The sequence below is a fragment of the Pseudomonas sp. S2_C11 genome (genome assembly GCF_054668395.1).
In genome coordinates, this window is record NZ_CP162765.1 from 561,470 (window position 1) to 587,894 (window position 26,425).

Annotated in this window: 22 protein-coding genes; 10 read left to right on the forward strand and 12 right to left on the reverse strand. The window is 61.1% G+C overall.

The window, feature by feature from the left end:
- The 9 genes from murD to lpxC all read left to right on the forward strand — a co-directional run bounded on the left by murD (nucleotide 1) and on the right by lpxC (nucleotide 10,480).
- Nucleotides 1-1,347: a UDP-N-acetylmuramoyl-L-alanine--D-glutamate ligase gene (gene murD / locus AB4N48_RS02720; protein WP_460094747.1), complete on the forward strand. Its 1,347-nt coding sequence runs from the start codon at nucleotides 1-3 to the stop codon at nucleotides 1,345-1,347.
- Complete coding sequence (gene ftsW / locus AB4N48_RS02725) at nucleotides 1,344-2,561, forward strand: putative lipid II flippase FtsW (RefSeq protein WP_016773276.1); 1,218 nt, start codon at nucleotides 1,344-1,346, stop codon at nucleotides 2,559-2,561. The genes murD and ftsW overlap by 4 nt, the downstream gene beginning before the upstream one ends.
- On the forward strand, nucleotides 2,551-3,621 hold the full coding sequence (gene murG / locus AB4N48_RS02730; protein ID WP_016773277.1) for an undecaprenyldiphospho-muramoylpentapeptide beta-N-acetylglucosaminyltransferase: 1,071 nt from the start codon (nucleotides 2,551-2,553) through the stop codon (nucleotides 3,619-3,621). Before ftsW ends, murG begins: the two co-directional genes overlap by 11 nt.
- Complete coding sequence (gene murC, locus AB4N48_RS02735) at nucleotides 3,614-5,074, forward strand: UDP-N-acetylmuramate--L-alanine ligase (RefSeq protein ID WP_039761387.1); 1,461 nt, start codon at nucleotides 3,614-3,616, stop codon at nucleotides 5,072-5,074. Before murG ends, murC begins: the two co-directional genes overlap by 8 nt.
- Entirely contained in the window at nucleotides 5,071-6,045 is a 975-nt protein-coding gene (locus AB4N48_RS02740; protein WP_460094749.1) for a D-alanine--D-alanine ligase, read from the forward strand. Before murC ends, AB4N48_RS02740 begins: the two co-directional genes overlap by 4 nt.
- Nucleotides 6,046-6,049: 4 nt before the next feature.
- Nucleotides 6,050-6,916 (forward strand): cell division protein FtsQ/DivIB, encoded by an 867-nt coding sequence (locus AB4N48_RS02745; RefSeq protein WP_039761388.1) that lies wholly within the window; start codon nucleotides 6,050-6,052, stop codon nucleotides 6,914-6,916.
- A 15-nt stretch (nucleotides 6,917-6,931) separates the two neighbouring features.
- Complete coding sequence (ftsA, locus tag AB4N48_RS02750; RefSeq protein WP_016773282.1) at nucleotides 6,932-8,191, forward strand: cell division protein FtsA; 1,260 nt, start codon at nucleotides 6,932-6,934, stop codon at nucleotides 8,189-8,191.
- Nucleotides 8,192-8,259: 68 nt separating this feature from the next.
- Nucleotides 8,260-9,456: a cell division protein FtsZ gene (ftsZ, locus tag AB4N48_RS02755; RefSeq protein WP_016773283.1), complete on the forward strand. Its 1,197-nt coding sequence runs from the start codon at nucleotides 8,260-8,262 to the stop codon at nucleotides 9,454-9,456.
- A gap of 112 nt (nucleotides 9,457-9,568) precedes the next feature.
- Complete coding sequence (lpxC, locus tag AB4N48_RS02760) at nucleotides 9,569-10,480, forward strand: UDP-3-O-acyl-N-acetylglucosamine deacetylase (protein ID WP_007916984.1); 912 nt, start codon at nucleotides 9,569-9,571, stop codon at nucleotides 10,478-10,480.
- 149 nt (nucleotides 10,481-10,629) lie between these two features.
- Here the strand turns inward: lpxC and AB4N48_RS02765 are convergent, their stop codons facing one another.
- From AB4N48_RS02765 to AB4N48_RS02795, 7 genes are all read right to left on the reverse strand, one after another.
- Nucleotides 10,630-12,138 (reverse strand): sensor domain-containing diguanylate cyclase, encoded by a 1,509-nt coding sequence (locus tag AB4N48_RS02765; RefSeq protein WP_460094750.1) that lies wholly within the window; start codon nucleotides 12,136-12,138, stop codon nucleotides 10,630-10,632.
- A gap of 185 nt (nucleotides 12,139-12,323) precedes the next feature.
- The gene (locus tag AB4N48_RS02770) at nucleotides 12,324-13,640 is read right to left on the reverse strand and encodes an OprD family porin (RefSeq protein ID WP_460094752.1); all 1,317 of its coding nucleotides are present in this window, start codon (nucleotides 13,638-13,640) and stop codon (nucleotides 12,324-12,326) included.
- Nucleotides 13,641-13,834: 194 nt separating this feature from the next.
- A complete protein-coding gene (locus tag AB4N48_RS02775) occupies nucleotides 13,835-14,056 on the reverse strand; it encodes a hypothetical protein (RefSeq protein WP_016773285.1) in 222 nt (73 codons plus the stop codon).
- Nucleotides 14,057-14,355: 299 nt separating this feature from the next.
- Complete coding sequence (locus AB4N48_RS02780) at nucleotides 14,356-15,720, reverse strand: heavy metal sensor histidine kinase (RefSeq protein WP_056790204.1); 1,365 nt, start codon at nucleotides 15,718-15,720, stop codon at nucleotides 14,356-14,358.
- Complete coding sequence (locus AB4N48_RS02785) at nucleotides 15,710-16,387, reverse strand: heavy metal response regulator transcription factor (RefSeq protein WP_460094754.1); 678 nt, start codon at nucleotides 16,385-16,387, stop codon at nucleotides 15,710-15,712. Before AB4N48_RS02785 ends, AB4N48_RS02780 begins: the two co-directional genes overlap by 11 nt.
- Before the next feature lie 7 nt (nucleotides 16,388-16,394).
- A complete protein-coding gene (locus AB4N48_RS02790) occupies nucleotides 16,395-19,508 on the reverse strand; it encodes a multidrug efflux RND transporter permease subunit (RefSeq protein ID WP_460094756.1) in 3,114 nt (1,037 codons plus the stop codon).
- The gene (locus tag AB4N48_RS02795; RefSeq protein WP_460094758.1) at nucleotides 19,505-20,665 is read right to left on the reverse strand and encodes an efflux RND transporter periplasmic adaptor subunit; all 1,161 of its coding nucleotides are present in this window, start codon (nucleotides 20,663-20,665) and stop codon (nucleotides 19,505-19,507) included. Before AB4N48_RS02795 ends, AB4N48_RS02790 begins: the two co-directional genes overlap by 4 nt.
- 407 nt (nucleotides 20,666-21,072) lie before the next feature.
- Between AB4N48_RS02795 and AB4N48_RS02800 the strand changes: the two genes are divergently transcribed.
- Complete coding sequence (locus AB4N48_RS02800; RefSeq protein ID WP_016773292.1) at nucleotides 21,073-21,312, forward strand: hypothetical protein; 240 nt, start codon at nucleotides 21,073-21,075, stop codon at nucleotides 21,310-21,312.
- Between the two features lie 134 nt (nucleotides 21,313-21,446).
- Here the strand turns inward: AB4N48_RS02800 and AB4N48_RS02805 are convergent, their stop codons facing one another.
- The 5 genes from AB4N48_RS02805 to norR form a co-directional block, all read right to left on the reverse strand.
- Nucleotides 21,447-22,196, reverse strand: a complete 750-nt coding sequence (locus tag AB4N48_RS02805) for a YkgJ family cysteine cluster protein (protein ID WP_460094759.1) — start codon at nucleotides 22,194-22,196, stop codon at nucleotides 21,447-21,449.
- A gap of 83 nt (nucleotides 22,197-22,279) precedes the next feature.
- A complete protein-coding gene (locus AB4N48_RS02810) occupies nucleotides 22,280-22,606 on the reverse strand; it encodes a hypothetical protein (protein ID WP_460094760.1) in 327 nt (108 codons plus the stop codon).
- Between the two features lie 144 nt (nucleotides 22,607-22,750).
- Nucleotides 22,751-23,233, reverse strand: coding sequence for a GNAT family N-acetyltransferase (locus tag AB4N48_RS02815; protein ID WP_460094761.1), 483 nt, complete (start codon nucleotides 23,231-23,233; stop codon nucleotides 22,751-22,753).
- A gap of 3 nt (nucleotides 23,234-23,236) precedes the next feature.
- Nucleotides 23,237-24,139, reverse strand: a complete 903-nt coding sequence (locus AB4N48_RS02820; protein ID WP_016773296.1) for a chemotaxis protein CheV — start codon at nucleotides 24,137-24,139, stop codon at nucleotides 23,237-23,239.
- A 578-nt stretch (nucleotides 24,140-24,717) separates the two neighbouring features.
- Nucleotides 24,718-26,280 carry a nitric oxide reductase transcriptional regulator NorR gene (gene norR / locus AB4N48_RS02825; protein ID WP_460094762.1) on the reverse strand — a complete coding sequence of 521 codons (1,563 nt, stop codon included), beginning with the start codon at nucleotides 26,278-26,280 and terminating at the stop codon, nucleotides 24,718-24,720.
- Nucleotides 26,281-26,425 lie beyond the last annotated feature (145 nt).

Sequence of the window (26,425 nt, forward strand, 5' to 3'; positions counted from 1 at the left end):
GTGTCTCTGATCGCTTCTGACCACTTCCGCATCGTTGTCGGCCTCGGCAAGAGCGGCATGTCCCTGGTTCGCTTCCTGGCGAACCGGGGCACGTCGTTTGCTGTGGCCGACACGCGGGAAAATCCACCGGAACTGGCCACGCTCAAGCGTGACTATCCGCACGTGGAAGTGCGTTGTGGCGAGCTGGACGTCGAATCCCTCTGCCGTGCCGACGAGCTTTACGTGAGCCCCGGCCTGGCGCTGGCGACCCCGGCCCTGCAAGCCGCCGCTGCCCGTGGCGTGAAAATGTCCGGCGACATCGAACTGTTCGCGCGTAACGCGCGGGCGCCGATCGTCGCGATCACCGGCTCCAACGCGAAAAGCACCGTGACCACGCTGGTCGGCGAGATGGCGGCTGCGGCGGGCAAACGCGTCGCCGTTGGCGGCAACCTAGGCACGCCGGCGCTGGATCTGCTCAGCGACGATGTCGAGTTGTACGTCATGGAGTTGTCGAGTTTCCAGCTGGAAACCACCGACCAGCTCAACGCCGAAGTCGCCACCGTACTGAACATCAGCGAAGACCACATGGATCGCTACAGCGGTCTGCCAGCCTATCACCTGGCCAAGCACCGGATCTTCCGGGGCGCGAAGCAGTTTGTGGTCAACCGTCAGGACGCCCTGAGCCGTCCATTGATCGGCGAAGGCCAGCCATGCTGGACCTTTGGCCTGAGCAAACCGGATTTCAAGGCGTTCGGCATTCGCGAAGAAGACGGCGAGAAGTACCTAGCCTTCGAATTCCAGAACCTGATGCCGGTGCGTGAACTGAAGATTCGCGGTGCGCATAACCAGTCCAACGCTCTCGCCGCATTGGCACTGGGGCACGCTGTGGGTCTGCCGTTCGACGCCATGCTCGCGGCGCTGCGCACGTTTGCCGGGCTCGAACACCGCTGCCAGTGGGTGCGCGATCTCGACGGCGTGGCTTATTACAACGACTCCAAAGCCACCAACGTTGGCGCCGCTCTGGCCGCGATCGAAGGCCTCGGTGCGGACATCGACGGCAAGGTCATTCTGATCGCCGGCGGTGACGGCAAAGGCGCCGAATTCAACGATCTGCGCGATCCGGTGGCGGCCAACTGCCGCGCTGTGGTCCTGATGGGCCGCGACTCCGACAAGATCGGCGCAGCCATTGGCGATGCCGTGCCGCTGATCCGCGCGACCTCGCTGGTCGACGCCGTCGCGCAATGCCGCGCCGCTGCCCAACCGGGCGATGTGGTGCTGCTGTCGCCGGCCTGCGCCAGTTTCGACATGTTCAAGAATTACGAAGACCGTGGTCACCAGTTCGTCCGCGCTGTGGAGGAACTGGCATGAACCTGAGAAACATCATCAAGCCGTACCCGTCGCCGCTGATCACCGGGCGTGGCATCGACCTCGACTTCCCGATGCTCGCCGGTTGCCTGGCGCTGCTGGGCCTGGGTCTGATCATGATCGCCTCGGCGTCCACCGAAGTGGCGGCGGCGCAGTCGGGCAGTCCGCTGTATTACATGATTCGCCACCTTATCTATGTGGTGCTGGGCCTGGGTGCGTGCATTGTCACCATGATGATCCCGATCGCCACTTGGCAGCGCCTCGGCTGGATGATGCTGATCGGTGCGTTCGGCCTGTTGGTGATGGTGATCATCCCCGGCATCGGCCGCGAAGTGAACGGTTCGATGCGCTGGATCGGTTTCAGCTTCTTCAACGTGCAGCCGTCGGAAATCGCCAAGGTGTTCGTGGTGATCTACCTCGCCGGTTATCTGGTGCGCCGGCAGAAAGAAGTGCGCGAGAGCTGGATGGGCTTCTTCAAGCCATTCATCGTGCTGCTGCCGATGGCGGGTCTGTTGCTGATGGAACCGGACTTCGGTGCCACCGTAGTCATGATGGGCGCGGCGGCGGCGATGCTGTTTCTTGGCGGGGTCGGGCTGTTCCGCTTCTCGCTGATGGTGGTGCTGGCGGTTGGCGCGGTGGTTCTGCTGATTCAGATGCAGCCGTATCGAATGGCGCGTCTGACCAACTTCGCCGATCCGTGGGCCGACCAGTTCGGTGCCGGCTATCAGTTGTCGCAGGCCTTGATCGCTTTCGGTCGCGGCGAGTGGCTGGGCGTCGGCCTGGGCAACAGCGTGCAGAAGCAGTTCTACCTGCCGGAAGCGCATACCGACTTCGTGTTCTCGGTACTCGCCGAAGAGCTCGGTGCGGTCGGTTCGTTGTGCACCGTCGCGCTGTTCGTGTTCGTGTGTATTCGCGGCATGTACATCGGCCTGTGGGCGGAGAAGGCCAAGCAGTTCTTTGCCGCTTACGTGGCTTACGGCTTGTCGTTCCTGTGGATTGGTCAGTTCCTGATCAACATCGGTGTGAACGTCGGCCTGCTGCCAACCAAAGGTCTGACCTTGCCGTTCCTCAGTTACGGCGGCAGCTCGCTGGTGATCTGCTGCGCCTGTCTGGGCCTGTTGCTGCGCATCGAGTGGGAGAGTCGAACCCACCTGGGCAGCGAAGAGATGGAATTCCAGGAGAGCGACTTCGCCGAGGAGCCGACTCATGGGCGCTAACGTATTGATCATGGCCGGCGGTACCGGCGGCCACGTGTTCCCGGCGCTGGCCTGTGCCCGCGAGTTTCAGGCGCGCGGCTACACCGTGCACTGGCTCGGCACGCCACGCGGGATCGAAAACGAACTGGTTCCGGCTGCAGGGCTTGAACTGCACCGGATCAACGCAAGCGGACTGCGTGGCAAGGGCAAGCTGTCGCTGCTCAAGGCGCCGCTGATGCTGCTGAAATCGGTGTGGCAGGCGCGGGCGATCATGCGCCGTCTGAAGCCGGTGTGCGTGGTTGGCTTCGGCGGTTACGTGACCGGCCCCGGCGGTCTTGCCGCAAAACTGGCCGGCGTGCCGGTGATCGTTCACGAGCAGAACGCTGTCGCCGGCACCGCCAATCGGTTGCTGGTGCCGTTCGCCGCCCGAGTGTGTGAAGCGTTCCCCGACACCTTTACTCTGTCGGACAGCCGCCGTACCACCGGTAATCCGGTGCGCAGCGAGCTGTTCCTCGACACATCGCGACCGGCACTGGCCGGGCGCAAAGCGCGTTTGCTGATCCTTGGCGGCAGCCTGGGCGCAGAACCGTTGAACAAATTGCTGCCTGAAGCCCTGGCCCAAGTCGCTGCCGACCTGCGCCCGGAAGTGTTTCATCAGGCCGGCAAAAATCACGATGAAGTGACTGCCGAGCGTTACCGCGCCGTGGGTGTGGAAGCGCAGGTGCAGCCGTTCATCAAAGACATGGCCCAGGCCTATGGCTGGGCTGACCTGGTGGTGTGCCGCGCTGGCGCGTTGACCATCAGTGAGCTGGCGGCCGCCGGTCTGCCCTCGATGCTGGTGCCCTTGCCCCACGCGATCGACGATCACCAGACCCGCAACGCCGATTATTTGGCCCGCGAAGGCGCTGCCTTCCTGATGCCGCAAAGAACGACTGGTGCCGCGGATCTTGCCGCGCGCCTGACAGAGGTCTTGATGCAACCGCAACGACTCGAAGCAATGGCCCAAGCGGCCCGCCGACTGGCCAAACCCGATGCCACCCGTAGCGTGGTCGATACCTGTCTGGAGGTGGCCCATGGTTGAGAATCAGAAAGCCATGCCACAACCGGAAATGCGCCGCATCCGTCGCATCCACTTCGTCGGCATCGGCGGCGTGGGCATGTGCGGTATCGCTGAAGTGTTGTTGAACCTGGGCTATCAAGTCTCCGGTTCCGACCTGAAAGCCTCGCCGGTCACCGAGCGCCTGGAATCGTTTGGCGCGCAGATCTTCATCGGTCACCGTGCCGAGAACGCGGCTACCGCTGACGTGCTGGTGGTGTCGAGCGCAGTAAACACGTCCAACCCGGAAGTGGCGACTGCCCTTGAGCGCCGCATTCCCGTAGTGCCGCGTGCAGAAATGCTCGCCGAGCTGATGCGCTATCGCCACGGCATCGCCGTCGCCGGTACCCATGGCAAAACCACCACCACCAGCCTGATCGCTTCGGTGTTCGCGGCCGGTGGTCTGGACCCGACATTCGTGATTGGTGGTCGTCTGAACGCAGCGGGCACCAATGCCCAGCTTGGCACCAGCCGTTACCTGATCGCCGAAGCCGACGAAAGCGATGCGAGCTTCCTGCATCTGCAGCCGCTGGTGGCCGTGGTCACCAACATCGACGCCGACCACATGGCGACCTACGACGGTGACTTCAACAAACTGAAGAAAACCTTCGTCGAATTCCTGCACAACCTGCCGTTCTACGGTTTGGCGGTGATGTGCCTGGACGATCCGGTGGTGCGCGAAATCCTGCCGCTGGTCAAGCGTCCGACCGTGACCTACGGCTTCAGCGAAGACGCCGATGTGCGCGCGATCAATGTCCGTCAGCAGGGCATGCAGACCTTCTTCACCGTCCTGCGCCCGGATCGCGAGCCGCTGGACGTGTCGGTGAACATGCCCGGCAACCACAACGTGCTCAACTCGCTGGCGACCATCTGCATCGCCACCGACGAAGGCGTCAGCGATGAAGCCATCGTTCAGGGCCTGTCGGGCTTCCAGGGTGTTGGTCGGCGCTTCCAGGTCTACGGTGAACTGCCGGTAGATGGCGGCAACGTAATGCTGGTCGACGACTACGGTCACCACCCGACCGAAGTCGCTGCGGTGATCAAAGCTGTGCGCGGTGGCTGGCCGGAGCGTCGTCTGGTGATGGTCTACCAGCCGCACCGCTACAGCCGCACCCGTGACCTGTACGACGACTTCGTCAATGTACTGGCCGACGCCAACGTGCTGCTGCTGATGGAAGTCTATCCGGCCGGCGAAGAGCCGATCCCTGGCGCCGACAGCCGCAAGCTGTGCAACAGCATCCGTCAGCGCGGTCAGCTCGACCCGATCTACATCGAGCGTGGCGTCGACCTGGCGCCGCTGGTCAAGCCGCTGCTGCGCGCCGGCGACATTCTGCTGTGCCAGGGCGCTGGTGATATCGGCGGTCTCGCGCCGAAGCTGTTGAAAAGTGAATTGTTCGCCGGCGCCGTGGCGGCGCCGGTCGAGGGGAAGTTGAAATGACTGCTGCCTACGCCAAGCTGTTCTCCACCATCGCGCCGAAAGACTTCGGCCGCGTCGCCGTGCTCTTCGGCGGCCTGAGTGCCGAGCGTGAGGTTTCGCTGAAATCCGGCAACGCCGTGCTCGAGGCGCTGCAAAGCGCTGGCGTCGATGCGTTCGGCATCGATGTCGGTGAAGACTTCCTGCAGCGTCTGCTCAGCGAAAAGATCGACCGTGCGTTCATCATTCTCCACGGTCGCGGCGGTGAAGACGGCAGCATGCAGGGCCTGCTCGAGTGCGCGGGCATCCCGTACACCGGCAGCGGCATCCTCGCCTCGGCACTGGCGATGGACAAGCTGCGTACCAAGCAGGTCTGGCACAGCCTCGGGATTCCGACGCCGCGTCACGCCGTGCTGTGCAGCGAAGTCGATTGTATTTCCGCAGCGACGGAACTGGGCCTGCCTTTGATCGTCAAACCGGCGCATGAAGGTTCAAGTATCGGGATGGCCAAAGTGAATTCTGCGTCCGAGTTGATCGACGCATGGAAAGCGGCCAGTACCTACGATTCGCAAGTGTTGGTCGAGCAATGGATTCAAGGTCCGGAGTTCACCATCGCCACCCTGCGTGACCAGGTGTTGCCTCCAATCGCCCTGGGTACACCGCACACATTTTACGACTACGACGCCAAGTACATCGCCAACGATACCCAGTACCGCATTCCGTGCGGGCTCGACGCGGCCAAGGAACAGGAACTCATGGAACTCACGGCCAAGGCCTGTGAGGCGCTGGGTATCGCCGGTTGGGGCCGGGCGGACGTGATGCAGGACGCCGACGGGCAGTTCTGGTTCCTCGAAGTCAATACCGCACCGGGCATGACCGATCACAGCCTGGTGCCGATGGCGGCGCGGGCTGCCGGTCTGGATTTCCAGCAACTGGTTCTGGCCATTCTGGCCGCCAGCGTTGAAGACGCAGGCGCAACAGAGGCGCGAGGTTAAGACCATGCAAGGCGCTCATCTCAGACATCAGCCACCCGCACCCGGCCGCAAGCCGGTGCCGCGGGGTGCCAGCCGAATGGTGGCGAAAGAGCCGATGTCCGCGCGCCTGCCGAAAGCCAATTTCAGCTTTCTGAAAAGTCTGTTCTGGCCGGTGCTGCTGGTGGCGCTGGGCTTTGGTACCTACGAAGGCGCGCAGCGTTTGCTGCCGTACGCCGACCGGCCGATCAGCAAGATCGCGGTGCAGGGCGACTTGAGCTACATCAGCCAGCAGGCGGTGCAGCAGCGGATCGCGCCGTTCGTGGCGTCGAGCTTCTTCACCATCGACCTCGCCGGTATGCGTACCGAGCTCGAGCAGATGCCGTGGATCGCCCACGCCGAAGTGCGTCGGGTGTGGCCGGATCAGGTAGTGATCCGCCTCGAAGAGCAATTGCCGGTGGCGCGTTGGGGCGACGAGTCGTTGCTCAACAACCAGGGCCAGGCATTCACGCCCAAGGAACTGGCGAATTACGAACACCTGCCGCAGCTGTTCGGCCCACAACGGGCTCAGCAGCAGGTGATGCAGCAGTATCAGGTGCTGAGCCAGATGCTGCGCCCGCTGGGTTTTTCGATTGCACGCCTGGAATTGCGTGAACGCGGCAGCTGGTTCCTGACCACCGGTGCCGGCAGTTCCGGCCCCGGCATCGAGTTGCTGCTGGGACGCGGCAACCTGGTGGAAAAGATGCGCCGCTTTATCGCCATCTATGACAAGACGCTGAAAGAGCAGATTACGAACATTGCGCGCATCGATCTGCGCTACGCCAACGGCCTCGCTGTTGGCTGGCGGGAACCCGTAGCGCCGACGACAGCCCAACCCGCTGTCGCAAAGAATTAAGAAGAGGCAGGACCCATGGCAAACGTGCAAAGCGGCAAAATGATCGTCGGTCTGGATATCGGCACCTCCAAAGTGGTGGCGCTGGTAGGCGAGGTCGCGGACGACGGCCAGCTGGAAATCGTCGGGATCGGCACGCATCCGTCCCGCGGCCTGAAGAAGGGCGTGGTGGTCAACATCGAATCCACCGTGCAGTCGATCCAGCGCGCGATCGAAGAAGCCCAACTGATGGCCGGCTGCCGCATTCACTCGGCGTTCGTCGGCGTTGCGGGCAATCACATCCGCAGCCTGAACTCCCACGGCATCGTCGCGATCCGTGATCGCGAAGTCAGCTCGGCCGACCTTGAGCGTGTGCTCGACGCCGCTCAGGCCGTGGCGATCCCGGCTGACCAGCGCGTGCTGCACACCCTGCCGCAGGATTACGTGATCGATAACCAGGAAGGCGTGCGCGAGCCTCTGGGCATGTCCGGCGTGCGTCTGGAAGCCAAGGTTCACGTGGTCACCTGCGCCGTCAACGCTGCACAGAACATTGAAAAATGCGTGCGTCGCTGCGGTCTGGAAATCGACGACATCATCCTCGAGCAACTGGCCTCGGCCTACTCGGTGCTGACCGACGACGAGAAAGAACTGGGCGTGTGCCTGGTCGACATCGGCGGCGGCACCACCGACATCGCGATCTTCACCGAAGGCGCGATCCGTCACACCGCCGTGATCCCGATTGCCGGTGATCAAGTGACCAACGACATCGCCATGGCGTTGCGCACCCCGACCCAGTACGCCGAAGAGATCAAGATCCGTTACGCCTGCGCCCTGGCCAAACTGGCCGGTGCCGGTGAAACCATCAAGGTGCCGAGCGTTGGCGACCGTCCACCGCGTGAGCTGTCGCGTCAGGCCTTGGCCGAAGTGGTCGAGCCGCGTTACGACGAACTGTTCACCCTGATCCAGGCCGAGCTGCGTCGCAGCGGCTACGAAGACCTGATCCCGGCGGGCATCGTGCTCACCGGCGGTACGTCGAAAATGGAAGGCGCCACTGAACTGGCCGAAGAAATCTTCCACATGCCGGTGCGCCTCGGTGTACCGCATGGCGTGAAAGGTCTGGATGACGTGGTGCGCAACCCGATTTATTCCACTGGCGTCGGCTTGTTGATGTACGGCCTGCAAAAGCAGTCCGATGGAGTTTCGTTCTCCGGCATCGGCAGCCGCGACAGCTACAGCAGCGAAGAGCCTCAGGCGCCGCTGCTGGACCGACTGAAAAAGTGGGTTCAGGGCAATTTTTAAAAGCTTTACCGCAACACCGCTACAAACAGCAGTAGGCGAAAAAACTAGAGAATGTAAGGAGAGGGAAAATGTTCGAACTCGTAGACAACATCCCCGCAAGCCCGGTAATCAAAGTTATCGGTGTCGGCGGTGGCGGCGGCAACGCTGTCAATCACATGGTCAAGAGCAACATCGAAGGCGTTGAGTTCATCTGCGCCAACACCGATGCTCAAGCGCTGAAAAACATCGGCGCGCGGACCATCCTGCAACTGGGCACCGGCGTGACCAAAGGCCTGGGTGCCGGCGCCAATCCTGAGGTCGGCCGTCAAGCCGCTCTGGAAGACCGTGAGCGCATCGCTGAAGTCCTGGCCGGCACCAACATGGTGTTCATCACCACCGGCATGGGCGGCGGTACCGGTACCGGTGCAGCGCCGATCATCGCCGAAGTGGCCAAGGAAATGGGCATCCTGACCGTTGCGGTCGTGACCCGTCCGTTCCCGTTCGAAGGCCGCAAGCGTATGCAGATCGCCGACGAAGGCATTCGCATGCTTTCCGAAAGCGTCGACTCGCTGATCACCATTCCGAACGAAAAACTGCTGACCATTCTCGGCAAAGACGCAAGCCTGTTGTCGGCTTTCGCCAAGGCTGACGATGTTCTGGCCGGTGCCGTTCGCGGTATCTCCGACATCATCAAGCGTCCGGGCATGATCAACGTCGACTTCGCCGACGTACGCACCGTGATGAGCGAAATGGGCATGGCGATGATGGGCACTGGCTGCGCCAGCGGTCCGAACCGTGCACGTGAAGCTACCGAAGCGGCAATCCGCAACCCGCTGCTGGAAGACGTCAACCTGCAAGGCGCGCGCGGCATTCTGGTGAACATCACCGCCGGTCCTGACCTGTCCCTGGGTGAGTACTCTGACGTTGGTTCGATCATCGAAGCCTTCGCTTCCGAGCACGCGATGGTCAAGGTCGGTACCGTTATCGATCCGGACATGCGCGACGAGCTGCACGTGACTGTGGTTGCCACCGGTCTGGGCGCGAAAATCGAGAAGCCTGTGAAGGTCATCGACAACACCGTTCACACCTCCATGGCCTCGGCGCAGGTGCAACAACCGGCTCCGGCCCGTCAGGAGCAGCCAGCGGTTAACTACCGTGATCTGGACCGTCCGACCGTCATGCGCAACCAGGCTCAGGCCGGTGCTGCGGCTGCCGCGAAGATGAATCCGCAGGATGACCTGGACTACCTGGACATTCCGGCATTCCTGCGTCGTCAGGCCGATTGATGGAATGTATCAGGGCTATGAAGGTGATTGGTGTTCAGCAAAGGCATGGTCTGCTATCATCGCCAGCCTTTGTTGATACCAGTTCGCAATTTGCGCTGAAGCGGCCCAAGCCATGATTAAACAACGCACACTGAAAAATATTATCCGTGCCACAGGTGTAGGCCTGCATTCCGGCGAGAAGGTCTATCTGACCCTCAAGCCTGCGCCTGTCGACACTGGCATTGTGTTTTGTCGCGCTGACCTCGACCCTGTGGTGCAGATTCCTGCCCGCGCGGAAAACGTCGGTGAAACCACTATGTCGACGACGCTGATCAATGGCGACGTCAAAGTGGACACGGTAGAGCACTTGCTCTCGGCCATGGCTGGCCTGGGCATCGATAACGCCTACGTCGAGCTCTCCGCGTCCGAAGTCCCGATCATGGATGGCAGCGCTGGACCCTTCGTATTCCTGATTCAATCGGCAGGCCTGGAAGAACAGGACGCCGCCAAGAAATTCATCCGCATCCTGCGTGAAGTGACAGTGGAAGACGGCGACAAGCGCGCCACTTTCGTCCCTTTCGAAGGCTTCAAGGTGAGCTTCGAGATCGATTTCGATCACCCGGTATTCCGGGACCGCACCCAGAGTGCAAGCGTGGATTTTTCCAGCACTTCGTTCGTAAAAGAAGTCAGCCGCGCCCGTACCTTTGGTTTCATGAGTGACATCGAGTACCTGCGCAAGCACAACCTCGCACTCGGCGGCAGCGTGGAAAACGCGATCGTGGTCGACGCTGATGGCGTGTTGAACGAAGACGGTCTTCGTTATGAAGACGAATTCGTCAAACACAAGATCCTCGACGCGATTGGCGACCTGTACCTGCTGGGCAACAGCCTGATTGGTGAGTTCAAAGGCTTCAAGTCCGGTCATGCACTGAACAACCAGCTGCTGCGCAAATTGATTGAGCAGACAGACGCTTGGGAAGTGGTGACGTTCGAAGACGCCAGCACCGCACCGATCTCTTACATGCGCCCGGTTGCGGCGGTGTAAGTAAAAAACCTCTCTAGTTTTTTGAAGGCCATCCTCGGATGGCCTTTTTTTATGCCCTTTGAAAGATCAAAAGATCGCAGCCTTCGGCAGCTCCTACAGGGGAACGCATTCCAGATGTAGGAGCTGCCGAAGGCCGCGATCTTTTGACTTTAAACTGACACTACAACGCGATTGCGCCCGCCTTCCTTGGCCTGATACAGCGCCTTGTCCGCTGCAAACAGCAACTGCTCCAGGGTCATCTCGCTCGCCGTCGTCCATGTGGCGATGCCGATACTCACGGTCATCGCCCGCTCAGCGCCTTCAACCCAGGGCAAGTTTTCCACAGCCTGGCGAATCTGCTCGGCGATCTGCTGCGCCCCGGCGCTGTCGGTTTCGGCGAGAATCACCGAAAACTCTTCACCGCCATACCTCGCGACCAGATCCGCCGGGCGCCGCACGTTCGCGGTGATTACCTTGGCCAGTTCGCGCAACACCTGATCCCCAGCCTGATGGCCATGGCGGTCATTGAAGGCCTTGAAGTGGTCAGCATCGATCATCATCACCGACAGCGGCTGGCCGGAGCGCTGCGCGCGGAACCATTCGTGGCGCAGGGTCTGGTCGAGCATGCGTCGGTTGGCAACGCCGGTCAGATCATCGGTGGCAGCCAGTTGCGCCAGTTCGCGTTCGGCGCGATGGCGCAAACGCAGTTCCCGAGCGAGCAGCCAGGTCAGCCACAACAGCCCCAGGCACAACACGCCGGTGGCGCCGCTGATCAGGATCGCCGTGCGCCGCCAAGTGCCGAACACCTCCTCGCTGGACAGCGCGACCATCACCGTCAACGGCAGATTGCCCACCCGCGAGTAGGTATAGAGCCGGCGTTGTTTATCCATGCTCGAGGTACTGGTGAAACTGCCGCTGCCATCGCGATCGTTGAGAATCCGCACGACGTTGGGCCGGTTGCCGAAACTCTTGCCGACCGAATCGCTTTGCAAATAGGGCTTCTGCGCGAGCAGCACGCCATCGCTGTTGATGATGTTCAGTGTGCTGTCGGTGCCGATGTCGAGGCTTTTGAACAGGTCGTCGAAGTAGTCGAGTTTCAGCGACGCCACCGCTACGCCGAGGAATTCACCGGTCTGCGAGGAGATGCGCCGGCTGAAGCTGATCCGCCACTGATCGGCCTCTTCGCAATCGCAACGGGTCTTGAACGGGCGGCTGATGAACATGCCCATGTCACGGTTGAACGCATGGGCGAGGAAATAATCGCGGTCGGCGAAATTGCCCGGTTTCGGTTCGATGCGCGAGGAGTCGGCGATAACCTCGCCATGCTTGTCGAGCAGGAGGATGTCGCCCTTGAAACGCGCGGTGGCAGAGCGATCGAACAGTGCCAGATGACGGATCTGCGGCGAGACGTTCTGCAGGTCGTCACGCTGAGCGGCGGCGATCAGGCCTTGCAGCGTCAGGTCGTACAGCTCGACGGTGCGCAGCACATCGGCGTCGATCAATTGCGCAATGGTCGTGGCGCGGCGCGTGGCGACTTCCTGCGCACTGGCGTACTCGCGGATCAACAGGAAGGTGACGATGCACACCATCGCAATCACGGTCAGCAGGCTGCCGAGGATCAGCAGGCGCTCGGGGCGACCGGTAAGGCCTGTGATGGAAGGCGTGCGGCTGGCGATCATGATGGGCTGTCGGTAGGAGTGGTTTCGTAAGCTTAGTAGGGCTGACGCCGGACAAACTTGTGGGAGCGAGCCTGCTCGCGAAAGCGGTGTGCCATTCAACATCAATGTTGATGGATCAACCGCGTTCGCGAGCAGGCTCGCTCCCACAGGGTAGATCACAGGATCTGAAAAACGCAGCGCCGATCTTAGAAGACGTTGACCGGGTAGTCGATGATCACGCGGTATTCATCTGTATCCGAATCAATCGCGCCGTAGCCGTTGCCGCCACGGTTGGTGGCCCATTGCAGGCGCACCGCGAGATCCTTGGCCTGGCCGCTTTGCACGACGTACTGCAAATCGATGTCGCGTTCCCAATGCTTGGCGTTATGGCCGTCGGCGCTGTACCAGCTGGAATAGCCTGCGCTGTTCGGGTCGGCTTTGGTCAGATCCACCGTGCCGCGTGAATAGGACAGCGCCGAGGTCAATCCGGGCATGCCGAGGCCAGTGAAGTCGTAAGCGTACTTGAGCTTCCAGGAGCGTTCGTTCGGGCCGTTGAAGTCCGAATACTGCTGCGAGTTGTCGAGGTAAACGCTGTCGCCCTGGCTGATGTAGTCGAACGGCGTGTTGCCGTTGACCCGCTGATAGGCGGCAGTGACGCTGTGGCTGCCGATGCCGACGGTGAGATGCGCGCTCCAGGTGTTGTTGTCGATATCGCCGAGCAGCGCATCACCGGTGTCTTGCGTGTGGTAGAAGTGCACGCCCGGGTTGAGGCTTATCACATCGTTCAAGTGCCAGGTGTAGTCGAGGTCGTAGTAGTACTGGTTCCAGATGTCCTTGAGCTCGGACGCGTAAAGGCTGCTCGTCAGGCCTTCAACGCCGCTCCAGGCCACTCCGGCCCAGTTCAAGTGTTGGCTGTCATCGCCATCGGCGAGCGTGCCGTAGGACGTGCCGATTCGGGTATGACCGCTCTGGTTATACGGCTTGGTGAAACTGGCCTGGCCACCTTCGATCAGCCAGCCGCCGAAGCTGCGGTTACTCAGGCTGATGCCACGAAAGGTCTGCGGCAGCATCCGCGTGTCGCCGCCGGCAATCACCGGGTTGGTGAGGAACAGGTCACCGGCCTTCAGTTCGGTATCGAATGCTCGCAGCTTCAGGGTCCCGCCGGCGGTTGAAAACGAGCCCGGCGCTTTGCCGTTGCCGTCGCTGATCGGCAGGATGCTCGAACCGTCGGTACCGCCTCCGCCATCGAGTTTCAAGCCGAGCATGGCATGAGCATCGACGCCGAAGCCGACCGTGCCTTCGGTATAACCCGATTCGAAAACCCCGAGAAAACCTTGCCCCCATTCAATGTTGTCGTCCGCTTTCTGCAAGCGGTTGCGATTCATGTAGTAGTTGCGGGCATTGAGGCTGAGGCTTGAGCCTTCGACGAAACTTTGTTCAGCGAGCTCGTCGGCGTGGGCGGCGGAAGCAATCGTTGCGGCAATTGCAATGAACAGCGGGGTGAGGCAGGCAGGGTAAAACACGTGCGGTGGAGCTCCTTGGGTCAGCGGGCCGCTCTGGTTCATGAGCGGCTTGATGTTTCTTGTTTTTTCAGACGCGCCAGACGGCTTTCAGACCACAACGAAAAAAGGCCGCTGAATGGCAGCGGCCTGGAGTGACGACGGTTGAACGGGAAGAGCCAAACAACCGCGTCGAGGGAACCCTTTCGCGGTGAGACTCAGCTGTCTTTCTCGAGCGCTTGAGCCTGGGAAGTAGCGGCTTGCGGGGATTGCGTCGCGTCTTGAGCCTTGGCCATCACTTCGGCCTGATGCTGATCGAATGCCTGTGCGCGCGCGACGTTGTGCGCCACGAACGCTTGCGATTCTTCAGCCATCGCCATCGGCGACAGGATCAATGAGGACAAAACGAATGCGCTGGCAATACCCATACTGTTGGACATCTTGAAAACCTTCTCGCTTGGCGAGTGCTGTTTGGTGCGGGCAAAGATAAGGTTGCCGAGGGTTGGGAAACAGCGCGATTTTCATAAATGACTGTTACAGCAAAAGCAAAGATCGGCACGGGTAACAACCCGGTCTGTGCGTGATGGTGGCCTGTGGCGAGGGGATTTATCCCCGTTGGGCTGCGAAGCGGCCCCAAGAATTCCAGCCTCAAAGATTCTTAGAGCTTGTGCACAGGATTTGCGACTGCTGCGCAGCCGAGCGGGGATAAATCCCCTCGCCACAGGGCTTGGCTGAGCATTCAGACCGGAAGGTGAATGCCAAAGGTGTTCATGCCCCGATCACTGCGCACAAACACATCCCCGCCATGCATCAGCGCAATCGCCTTGACGATGGCCAGCCCCAGCCCGTGGTTATTGCCGCTGTTGCTGCGCGAAGCATCGACCCGATAAAACCGTTCGAACAACCTCGGCAGATGCTCGCTGGCAATCGGAGTCCCGGGATTGGCCACGCCAATGCTCACCTGGTGTTCTTCAACCTCGATGCGCACCTCGATCACCTGGCCCGGTTCGGTATGCTGCACAGCGTTGCTCAGCAAATTGATCAACGCCCGACGCAGATGCGCGACCTCGATTTGCACTTGCGCATCGCCGCTGACCTGCACTTCAACCTGCGCGTCTTCAAGGATGAAATCCAGATAGTCCAGTGTCGTCGCCACCTCATCAGCCATTGACGTCGAGGTCAGTTTGGTCGCCTTGTTGCCTTGATCGGCGCTGGCCAGAAACAGCATGTCGTTGATGATCGAGCGCAGTCGCTCAAGCTCTTCGAGATTGGATTGCAGCACTTCGAAATAGTGTTCGGCGGAGCGCCCGCGAGTCAGTGCGACCTGGGTCTGGCCGATCAGGTTGGTCAGCGGCGAACGCAGTTCATGGGCGACGTCGGCGTTGAACGATTCCAGCCGTGAATAGGCCAGTTCGACCCGTTCCAGGGTCGAGTTGAACGACTCGACAAACTGTTCCAGTTCCGGCGGCAGCGGCGACAGGCGCAAGCGTCCGGCGCGCAGTGGTGGGGCCAGACGCTGGGCTTCCTGCGACAGTTTGATCAGCGGCTTCAGACCGATTCTTGCGACCCAATAGCCCAATGCCGAGGCCAGCAGCACCCCGACAATCGCCAGACTGATCAGGGCGATGAGCAAGTGATGCTGGGTCTGATGCAGCGTCTCGGTGTCGATGCCGATCATGAAACGCAACGGCGGGCGCTGATCCTTGGCCGGGAACTGACTGACCAGCACTTTCAGTGGGTAGGGTTGATCGGGCAGTTGCAGATCATGCATGCCCAACGGGCCGTTGATGGCCGCGCGAATCTGCGGCGTAAGGTTGCCGTACTCGTAGCGCGGATCACCGCTGCTGATCCAGAAACTGATGCGCTTGTCTTCCTCGCCGAGCAGTTTGAGCTTGTTGTTGATCTTCACCCAATGCTCCGGCGTGCCGTAACGCCCGACGGTGGATTCGAGCACGCTGTACCGCGCATCCAGCTCAGCTTCCGGCAACAGACCCAGCCCCTTGTCCACCTGTTGATACAGCGCGCCACCGATCAACAGAAACACGACCAGTGCCACCAGGGTGAACATGCCGCTGAGGCGCAAGGCAATCGAGTTACTGGACACCACGGCTCTCCAGCACATAACCCATGCCGCGAATGGTGTGCAGCAGTTTCTCGTCGAACGGCCCGTCGAGCTTGGCGCGCAGGCGTTTGATCGCCACTTCGACGACGTTGGCGTCACTGTCGAAATTGATGTCCCAGACCATTTCCGCGATGGTGGTCTTCGAGAGAATTTCGCCCTGGCGCCGGGCCAGCACGCTGAGCAGGGAGAACTCTTTCGCCGTCAGGTCCAGGCGCGTGCCGGCGCGGGTGGCCTTGCGGCTGATCAGGTCGATCCACAGGTCGGCGATGGTCACTTGTACCGGTTCGTGGCCGCCACTGCGGCGAGTCAGCGCTTGCAGGCGGGCGACCAGTTCGAGAAAGGAAAACGGTTTGCCGAGGTAATCGTCGGCGCCGTCGCGCAGGCCCTTGATGCGATCTTCGACGCGCTCGCGGGCGGTGAGCATGATCACCGGGGTCTGCTTGCGCGCACGTAATGCGCGCAGTACGCCGAAGCCATCGAGCCCCGGCAGCATGACGTCGAGGACGATCACGGCGTAATCGCATTCCAGCGCCAGATGCAGGCCTTCGACGCCGTCGCGGGCAAGGTCCACGGTGTAGCCCTGTTCGGTCAGGCCACGGTGCAGATAGTCCGCGGTTTTTTCTTCGTCTTCGATAATCAGGACGCGCATGACCGCCTCAGTCTGTGGTCGCCAGTGCCGTTGCGGGCGTTGGGGCTGGTGGGTGTGAGTGCCGATGAAACAGCCGCTCGAGCCATAAGTATATGACCGGCGTGGTGAACAGCGTCAGCATCTGGCTGACCAGCAAACCACCGACCACGGCAATGCCCAACGGCTGGCGCAATTCGGCGCCGGTGCCGTAGCCGAGCATCAGCGGCAATGCGCCGAGCAGGGCGGCGAGGGTGGTCATGATGATTGGCCGGAACCGGGTGATGCACGCTTCGAAAATCGCCTCCTGCGGCGCCAGGCCGCGCTGGCGCTGCGCTTCAAGCGCGAAGTCGATCATCAGGATGCCGTTCTTCTTGACGATACCGATCAGCAGCACCAGCCCGATCAACGCCATGATCGAAAAGTCCTGGCCGCAGATCCACAGCATGATCACCGCGCCGAGGCCTGCCGCCGGCAGGGTCGAAATGATCGTCAGTGGATGCACGAAGCTTTCATAAAGCACGCCGAGAATGATGTACACCGCCACCAGCGCCGCCAGAATCAGCCACGGCTGGCTGGCCAGCGAACTCTGGAACGCCTGCGCCGCGCCCTGGAAATTGCCGCTGATCGCGGTGGGCATGCCGATCTCGGCCTTGGCCTGATTGAGCTGAATCACCGCATCGCCCAATGCCACGCCGGGGGCGAGGTTGAATGACATATTGGCGGCGGGGAACATACCGTCATGGGCAATCGACAGCGGGCCGATGGTCGGCGCGTCGAATCGGGCCAGCGCCGACAGCGGCACCATTTCCCCACTGAGCGGCGAGCGCAGATAGAAATAGTTGAGGCTTTCGGCCTTGCCGCGCTGCTTGGTGTCCAGTTCCAGAATCACGTTGTACTGATTGACCTGGGTCTGGAATTCATTGATCTGCCGTTGGCCGAACGCATCGTACAGCGCCTCGTCGACATCGCTGGCGGTCAGGCCGAAACGCGCGGCGGCGCTGCGATCGATGCTGATGTGGGTGATGCTGCCGCCCAGTTGCAGATCGTTGGAAATGTCGCGGAATGCCGGATTGCTGCGCAGTTTCTCGGTCAGGCGCTGGGTCCAGGTGGCGAGGGTCGCGCCGTCATTGCTCTTCAGTACGTATTGATACTGGGCACGGCTCGGGCCGGAGCTGAGGTTGATGTCCTGCCCGGCGCGCAAATAAAGGACGATGCCGGGGACTTTCATCAGTTGCGGGCGGATGCGATCAATGAACTGGCTGGCGCTGACATCGCGATCGCCACGTTTTTTCAGGGCGATCCAGAAGCGCCCGTTGGCGATTGTCTGGTTGCTGCCGGAAACCCCGACGGAGTGCGAGAACGCCTGCACCGCCGGATCGGCTGCAACGATTTCGGCCATCGCCAAGTGTTTTTTCACCATGTCGCCGTAGGAAATATCCGCAGCGGCTTCGGTGGTGCCGAGGACAAATCCGGTGTCCTGCACCGGAAAGAAACCCTTGGGAATAAAGATGTAACCGGCAACAGCCAGCGCCAAAGATAAGCCGAACACACCAATCATCAATTTCTGGTGGTCGAGGGCGCGGCGCAGGCCTTTTTCGTACCAGCCGAGCAAGCGCTCGCTGAAACCCGGTTTGGCGCTGGCGTGATGCACCGGTTTGCGCATGTACAGCGCAGCAAGGGTTGGCGCCAGCGTCAGCGAGACCACCACGGAAATCATGATGGTCGATGTCGCGGTCAGGGCGAATTCCTTGAAAAGGCGCCCGACCACACCGCCCATGAACAACAGCGGAATGAATGCCGCCACCAGCGAGAAACTGATCGAAACGACGGTGAAGCCAATCTCGCCGGCTCCCTTGATCGCCGCCTCGCGCATATCGTCACCGGCCTCGAGATGCCGATGAATGTTTTCCACCACCACGATCGCATCGTCCACAACGAAGCCGACCGCGACGACGATCGCCACCAGCGTCAGGTTGTTCAGGCTGAAACCGAGGACGTACATCAGGGCGAAACTGGCGATCAGCGAGACACCGAGTACCGCCGAGACAATCAGCGTCGCCGATAACTGGCGCAGGAACAGCGCCATGACCGCGACCACCAGCAGGATCGCGATCAGCAAAGTGATTTCCACTTCATGCAGCGAGGCGCGGATGGTCTGCGTGCGGTCGATCAGGGTTTTCACCTGCACCGAGGCCGGCAGCATCGCTTCGAGGCCGGGCAGGGCGGCCTGAATGCGATCAACGGTCTCGACAATGTTGGCGCCGGGCTGGCGGAAAATCACCAGATTCACACCAGGGCGATCACCGGCCCAGGCCTGCACGTAGGCATCTTCCGCACCGTTGACGACGTTGGCGACATCGCGCAGGTGAACCGGGGCGCCATCCTTGTAGGAAACGATGAGCTCGCTGTAGTCCTCGGGGTGGAACAACTGGTCGTTGGTCGACAACGTGGAAATGCTCGACTCGCCGTACAGCGCACCTTTGGCCAGGTTGAGGCTGGTCTGCTGAATCGCCAGCCGAATGTCGGCCAGGGTCAGGCCAATCGCCGCGAGTTTGTCCGCCGAGGCTTGCACTCGGATCGCCGGGCGTTGCTGACCGGTGATGTTGATCTGGCCGACGCCGTCGATCTGGCTGATCTGACGCGAGAGCAGAGTTTCCACCAGGTCGCTGAGTTCGGTGCCGGGCATTTGCGTCGAGCTGACGCTGAGGATCAGCACCGGGCTATCGGCCGGGTTGACCTTTTTCCATGTGGGCAGCGTCGGCATGTCTTTGGGCAACTTGCCGGCGGCGGTATTGATCGCCGCCTGCACTTCCTGGGCGGCGGTGTCGATGCTTTTGTCGAGAGTGAACTGCAAGGTCAGCAGGGTTGAGCCCAGCGCGCTGCTCGAGGTCATCTGGGTCATGCCGGGGATGGCGCTGAATTGCACCTCCAGCGGCGTCGCCACCGAGGAAGCCATGGTGTCGGGGCTGGCGCCGGGCAACTGTGCAGAGACCTGGATCGTAGGAAATTCCGCTTCCGGCAGTGGCGCAATCGGCAAACGCGGAAAGGCAATTACGCCGACCAGTACCAGAGCGAACGTCAGCAAAATCGTCGCTACCGGGTGATCGATGCACCAGGTCGAGATGCCCTTGTGCGAGTTCATGGCTTGGGCTCCGCCTGCACCACTTGCGGCGGCTCGCTCATGATTTGCACGATCGCCCCGGGCTTGAGCCGCGACTGGCCGTCGGTCACCAGTACGTCACCGGCGTTGACGCCTTTGATGATGTCCTGACCGCTGCCCTGATAAACCATTTGCACCGGCACTGCCTCGACCTTGTCGTCCTTCACGCGGTAAACGAAGTGTTGTTCGAGGCCTCGCTGTACGACGGTGGGCGGAACCACCAGCGCGTCTTTATCCACAGCGGTCTGAATTTTCACCGTCACCAGCAAACCCGGCCAGAGCTTCTGGCTGGCATTGGCGAATTCGGCCTTGGCGCGGATGGTGCCGGTGTTAGCGTTGATCTGATTGTCGATCAGGGTCAGCTGACCTTCGCCGAGCAGATTGCCGGTTTCGCCATCAGTATCGGCTCCGATGTACGCCTTGACCGGGGTGCGTTGCGGGTCGCTGATCAGGCTCTGCAGGGTCGGCAGCATCTGCTGCGGCAGGGAGAACTCGACGGCGATCGGGTCGATCTGCGTGACGGTGAACAGGCCTTGGATGTCGGTCATGCGCAGGAAGTTGCCTTCATCGACCGTACGAATACCGACGCGCCCGGTGACCGGCGAGCGAATCTGCGTGTAGGACAGCTGCACCTGCGCCGCATCGATCGAGGCCTGATTGCCTTGTGCCGTGGCTTTGAGCTGGTTGACCAGCGCTTGCTGCTGGTCGAAGGTCTGCTTCGACACGCCGTCGTCGACGCTGAGCAGTTTGTAGCGCTTGAGATTGACCAGCGCTACCTGCAACTGCGCCTGGCTCTCGCCCAACTGCGCCCGGGCCTGGTCGAGGCTGGCGCGGATCGAGCGGTCGTCAATGGTCGCGAGCAGGTCGCCTGCTTTGACCCGTTGGCCTTCCTTGACCAGAATTTTCGTCAGAATGCCGTCGATCTGCGGACGCACCACCACGCTGTGCAGCGACAGCACCGAGCCGATGCCGCTGGTGTAACGCGGCACGTCTTTGGCGCTGACCGTTACGACGCGTACCGGGATGGCGGTCGGTGTAGCCAGTTTGGCCGGCGCCGGTTTCAGCGCGAACCACAGGCCGGCGGCTGCCAGCAGAATCAGGAGAGTGGCCAGCAGGATTTTGTTTTTCTGGATGGACATGCGCGGCGCCGAAGTCTGGAGTTTGGGCAGATTGACCAGTTATAAACCGCTCAGGCGGTCGGCAGGGTGACGGCTGGCTGTCAGGATTGTCAGTTTCGTTTGTATAGATGGGGAGTAGCAGTGTGCGGCGATGCTCTTGTGTTGGATTCGCCCCTCACCCCAGCCCTCTCCCCAAGGAGAGGGAGCCGATTTGTGGGCTTTTCGAACCTGAGTTCGACTCGGTATCCCATGTCGGCGAACCTCGAGTAAACACCTCGGTCTGTCCCCTCCCCAGGGCGAGGGTTAGGGTGAGGGGAAAACCGTTCAGCGCACGGTGCAAATCTTCAGATGCCGAGCCAGAGCGCACAGGTATACTGCGCGCCTTTGCGGCTCACTGATCGGGCCGACTTTATGTTCCCGGAGCTTTTATGACTTCCCCGACCCAACCGCCGGTTGACGACGCTGTGAGCGACGTCCCGGCTGAAGTGGCTGACGCCAGCGAAACCAAGGCCGAGATCCCGGCGTTCAAGTTCCCGTTCAAGCCGGGCGAGCTGGCTTCGGCGAAAGGCTCGAATCAGCCGTGGTACAAGAATGGCGCGAAGAATGGCCACACCAAAACCCCGGGCATGGCGCCGCCGGGGACGCGTCGGTCGATGGGCAAGCGCTGACATCGGAAAGCGATGGTGCTTGTGCTGGCCTCTTCGCGAGCAGGCTCGCTCCCACATTGGATTTGTGTAGAACCCAAACCTGTGGGAGCGAGCCTGCTCGCGAAAGCGACATACGCTACAGCACAAATATCAGATCAAGCCGCGCGCAATGAAATAAACGCATAAGTCTGCGCCGGTTCCGTCACCACCTGCCCACCCGCAGCCAGTACCTGTCCGGCCACGTCATCGCCGGACAAATGAAACAGCCATTCACTGGTTTGCGCTGCTAGCGGTTGTACGCTCACTTGGTCGATCACTGCCGCAAAGGCATCCATGTTCGGCAAGTACGCGGTGAACCCGTCGCCCTTGAGCGCCGTGGTGCGAATTCCCAGGGTTGCGCAGATCGCATCCTTGAGTTTGATCTCATCCCGATCCGCCTGACGCGAACGCTGAATCAACTCACCCAGTTCCCGATCAACCAACTCGCCCCCCACAATCAGCTCCGGTCCTTGTTCCCAGGACTCCGGTGGGCAATCCTTGGCAGCAGGATTGAGCGGGATGTGCGGATTGATTTCCGCCGGATAAATCCGGCACACCAGCGGACGCCGCTCGTAGATCCGGCAGCGCTTTTCGTCGTCAAGATTCCGGCAGGGGCCGACGTTGTAGGCGGCAAAGGTGATCGCCACGTGAGCATCAGTAGTGCCACTGCGGACCACCGCCGAACGGCGCTCGGCATGTTCGCGCTGTTGCGCTGGCAGCCCCAGGCCATTGCCGAGAAAAGCCTCGGCCAGCACGATCACCTGACCGCCATCCGCCGCCCACATGCGGGCTTCGGCGAGCGTCAGCGGGACATGGTGATCGGTGCAGCATTTGCCGCAACCTACGCAGGAAAACGTCGTATTCATTGAGCGATCTGTCTTCAATCAGGGTGTGAAACGGTGGCGGAAAACCACCGCACAGGGCCGGGTCGAAGCAAGTTGTGCGCCATTCACTGAGGTTTGGCGGTCGGGCGAATCGAATCCCACTCAGTGACGTACGCGGTTTTCGACTGTTTGTTGTATAGGCACAGCTCGCTGCCTTGCTGGCCTTTCATGTGTTTTTGCGGGTATTGGCCTTGCAGCAGAACGGCGGTGTAACCGACGCGGTCGTCGAATTGCGCGGGCGTGCCGACCGGTTTGACGTTTTTCAGGCCACTGGCCTTGGTGCAGCTGGCGAGTACGGTCTTGTCATAGGCAGCCCAGGCGTCGGGGCTGGAGGCATGGGCCTGGGAGGCGAGGGCGATGAGGCTGAGCAGCGCCAGGGTGATGGCTTGCATGGTTGGGGCATCCTTGGTTATGGCCAAGGTTGGAGTCTGTCGGATAGCGGAAGTTGCCAGTGCTGCCCTTCGCGAGCAGGCTCGCTCCCACAGTTTGAAATGCAATCCACCTGTGGGAGCGAGCCTGCTCGCGAAAGCGGTAGATCAGTCGGGCACAGGCTCGCGCCGAACCACAACCATCCCGACACTCTCATACAACCGCCGCGCCCGCAGGTTGTCCTCCAGAACCCGCAAATCGACAAACCCCTCGCGTCGCTGTTGAAAGTCGCTGAAGGCATGCAGCAACAACGCGCGTCCAAGCCCCCGGTCCTGCATTCGCGGGTGCACCACCAGATTCTTGATATACGCACTGGTCCAGCACTGCGCCACGCCCACCACGCCCTCGGCATCGCAGGCAATGAAACACAACGCAGGGTCGTATTCAGGGTCGCTGGCAAAGCGCCGCTGCCAATCGTCCAGTGACGGCACTCGACCGCCACCTTCCAGCTGTCCGAGCTGCATCAACTGATGCACTGCCGGCGCCAGTTCCTCGCGGTAGACGGACAGCTCAATCCCGTCCGGCCACTGAGCATCCGGCAGAGGTCCACTCAAGTCGCGGCGCAGCAGAAAGCAAAACGTCTCGGCCAAGACTCAGTGCCCGTTGGCCGCGACGTGCTTGGCGGCTTCGATCAGGCGTTGGGTCAGCTCCGGCGAGGAGAACTTGGTCAGCACCGCGTTGGCACCGGCCAGGCGAGCTTTTTCACTGTTCATCGCGCTGTCGAGCGAGGTATGCAGCAAGACGTACAAGTGAGCGAAATCCGGGGTTTCGCGCAGGGTACGGGTGAAGGCGTAGCCGTCCATTTCCGACATTTCGATGTCGGAGACGATCAGATTGATCTGCTGCGCGGTGCCTTGCAGGTCGAGCAGGCAGTCGATGGCTTCCTTGGCACTGCGCGCGGTGTGGCATTGCAGGCCGAGGTTGCGCAGGGTGTGCACCGATTGCTGCAGGGCCACCTGGCTGTCATCGACCACCAGAATGCGCGCGTTGCCGAGCACTTCAGCGTCTTCCATGGTCAGGTCGGTCGGCGCCATTTCGATCTGCGCCGGGGCGATGCTGTGGATGACTTTTTCGATATCCAGCACCTGCACCAGCGTGCCGTCCACCGAGGTCACGCCGGTGATGTAGGCGCGCGAGCCGCCGGAGCCGAAAGGTGGTGGCTTGATGTCGGTGGTCAGGCAATGGACGATCTTGCTCACCGCCTGCACATGCAGACCCTGCTTGGAACGGCTGACATCGGTGACGATCAGGCAGCCACCGTTGGGATCTTCCAGCGGCCGCTCGCCGATCGCGCGGCTGAGGTCGATCACCGACAGCGATGCACCGCGCAGCGAGGCGATGCCTTTGACGTGCGGGTGCGACTCCGGCAGCTTGGTCAGCGGCGGGCAGGGGATGATTTCACTGACTTTCAGCAGGTTGATCGCCATCAGCTTGCCGCTGCGCAAGGTAAACAGCAGAAGCGAAAGTGAATCTGCGCGGGCTTTGGTGGAGGACATAAGAACCTTCTGTGGGGCGAGAGTGGAAATCGCCAGAAACCTTTGATGCCGTGTTATCGGCGTTAAAGGGGTGGGCTTTAGGTTAGTTGTCGGCTAGTCGGCTTGAGTTGATCGCTGTTCTCTCTATCACTGCCCCTCACCCCCAGCCCTCTCCCAGTGGTAGAGGGGGCCGACGGAGGTGTCTGGCGTTTTACACCGACCTGAACGACCGAGTCGATTATGGATTCGGAAGAAATCTTTCACGTCAGTGGAATTCTTCAATATCCCCCGATCAGTCCCCTCTCCCAGAGGTAGAGGGGGCCGACGGAGGTGTCTGGCGTTTTACACCGACCTGAACGACCGAGTCGATTATGGATTCGGAAGAAATCTTTTACGTCAGTGGAGTTCTTCAATATCCCCCAACAGTCCCCTCACCCAGTGGTAGAGGGGGCCGACGGAGGTGTCTGGCGTTTTACGCCGACCTGAACGACCGAGTCGATTATGGATTCGGAAGAAATCTTTTACGTCAGTGGAGTTCTTCAATATCCCCCCATCAGTCCCCTCTCCCTCTGGGAGAGGGCTAGGGTGAGGGTGTGCTTTTAGCTCTTCATGCCTAGTCGTTTGGCCATGCGCCCCAGATTCGCCCGATCCACCCCCAACTCCCGCGCCGCACTTGCCCAGTTATCCTGATGACGCTCCAGCGCTGTACCGATCAACCGCCGCTGAAACTCATCGGTGGCACTGCGCAAATCACCACCGATCATCGGCATCACACTGGCCAAGTCTGCATTGGCAGGCGCAACCACGTTATCCACAACCTCACGGGGCAAATCCAGATCCGCCGCGCTCAGACTCAAAATCTTCGGCCGCACTTTGCAGTTACCCAGCGCCTTCAGCGCACTGCGCCCGATCAAATGCTCCAGCTCCCGGACATTCCCCGGCCAGGTGTAGGCGAGCAGCGCTTCCTGAGCATCACTGTTCAAACGCAGGCTATTGAGGCCCATGCGCGAGCGGTTCTGCTCGAGAAAGAAGCCACTGAGCAACAACACATCACGCCCACGATCACGCAGCGCCGGCACTCGCAGCGGATACACGCTCAAACGGTGGTAGAAGTCGGCACGGTAGCGACCGCTGCGCACTTCTTCGGCCAGATCGCGATTGGTTGCCGCAATCAGCCGCACATCGACCTGATGCTCCTTGTCCGAACCCAGGCGCTGCAACTGACCGCTCTGCAGCACGCGCAGCAACTTGGCCTGGACCGTCAGCGACAGCTCGCCGACTTCATCAAGAAACAGCGTGCCGCCATTGGCCAGTTCGAACTTGCCACGCCGATCGCTGGTGGCGCCGGTGAAGGCGCCGCGCACGTGGCCGAACAGTTCGCTTTCGACCAGCGTGTCGGGCAGGGCGGCGCAGTTGAGGCTGATGATCGGTTTGTCGGCGCGCGCGGAGGCGGCGTGGATCGCTTGGGCCACGAGCTCTTTGCCGACCCCGGTTTCGCCGGTGATAAGAACAGTCAGATCGCTGCCACCGACAAGATTGATTTCTTCCACCAGACGTTTGTGCGCCTTGCTCTGGCCGATCATTTCGCGGTGCTGCTGGCCGCTGGCCTGGCGGTAGACCTCGGCGCGCTGATGCTCGTCTTCGGCGCGGTTGGCCAGACGTTCGATGCGTTCGGCCGCATTGACCGTGGCCGAGGCTAGGCTGGCGAAGGCTTGCAGGGCGTCGAGTTCGATCGGCTCGAAACGCTCCGGGTCCAGCGCGTCGAGGGTGATCAGGCCCCAGAGTTTTTCATCGACGAATAAAGGACAGCCGAGGCAGTCGTGAACTTCAAGATGATCGTCGAGGCCATCGACCAAACCGTCATAAGGATCGGGCAGGTCGCTGTCGGCAGCGAAGCGCGTCGGCCCGGCGCCGGCCAGCAGGATTTCAAAACGCGGATGCTCGCTGACCTTGAAGCGGCGGCCGAGGGTATCGGTACTCAAACCATCCACCGCCAGCGGCACCAATGATTCGCCATCCAGACGCAACAACGCGGCGGCATCGCAAGGCAGCAAAGCGCGCATGGCTTCGAGCAGGCGCCGATAGCGCTCGCCCTCGGGCAGTTCGCGGGAGAGGTCAGCGACCAGAGGCAGCAGGGCGGTAAGCAGGGATTTAGCGGTCATGGTTACGTAGTCAAAGAGACAAGGTGTAGTCGCGATGACTATACGTTCATTTGTGTCGAAATGACTATGAAGGTTTCAAGTTATTGAATTAAAAGGATTAATTAGTTGGCATGAAAGCTGATATCCCTAAGGCAATCTTTCCAGA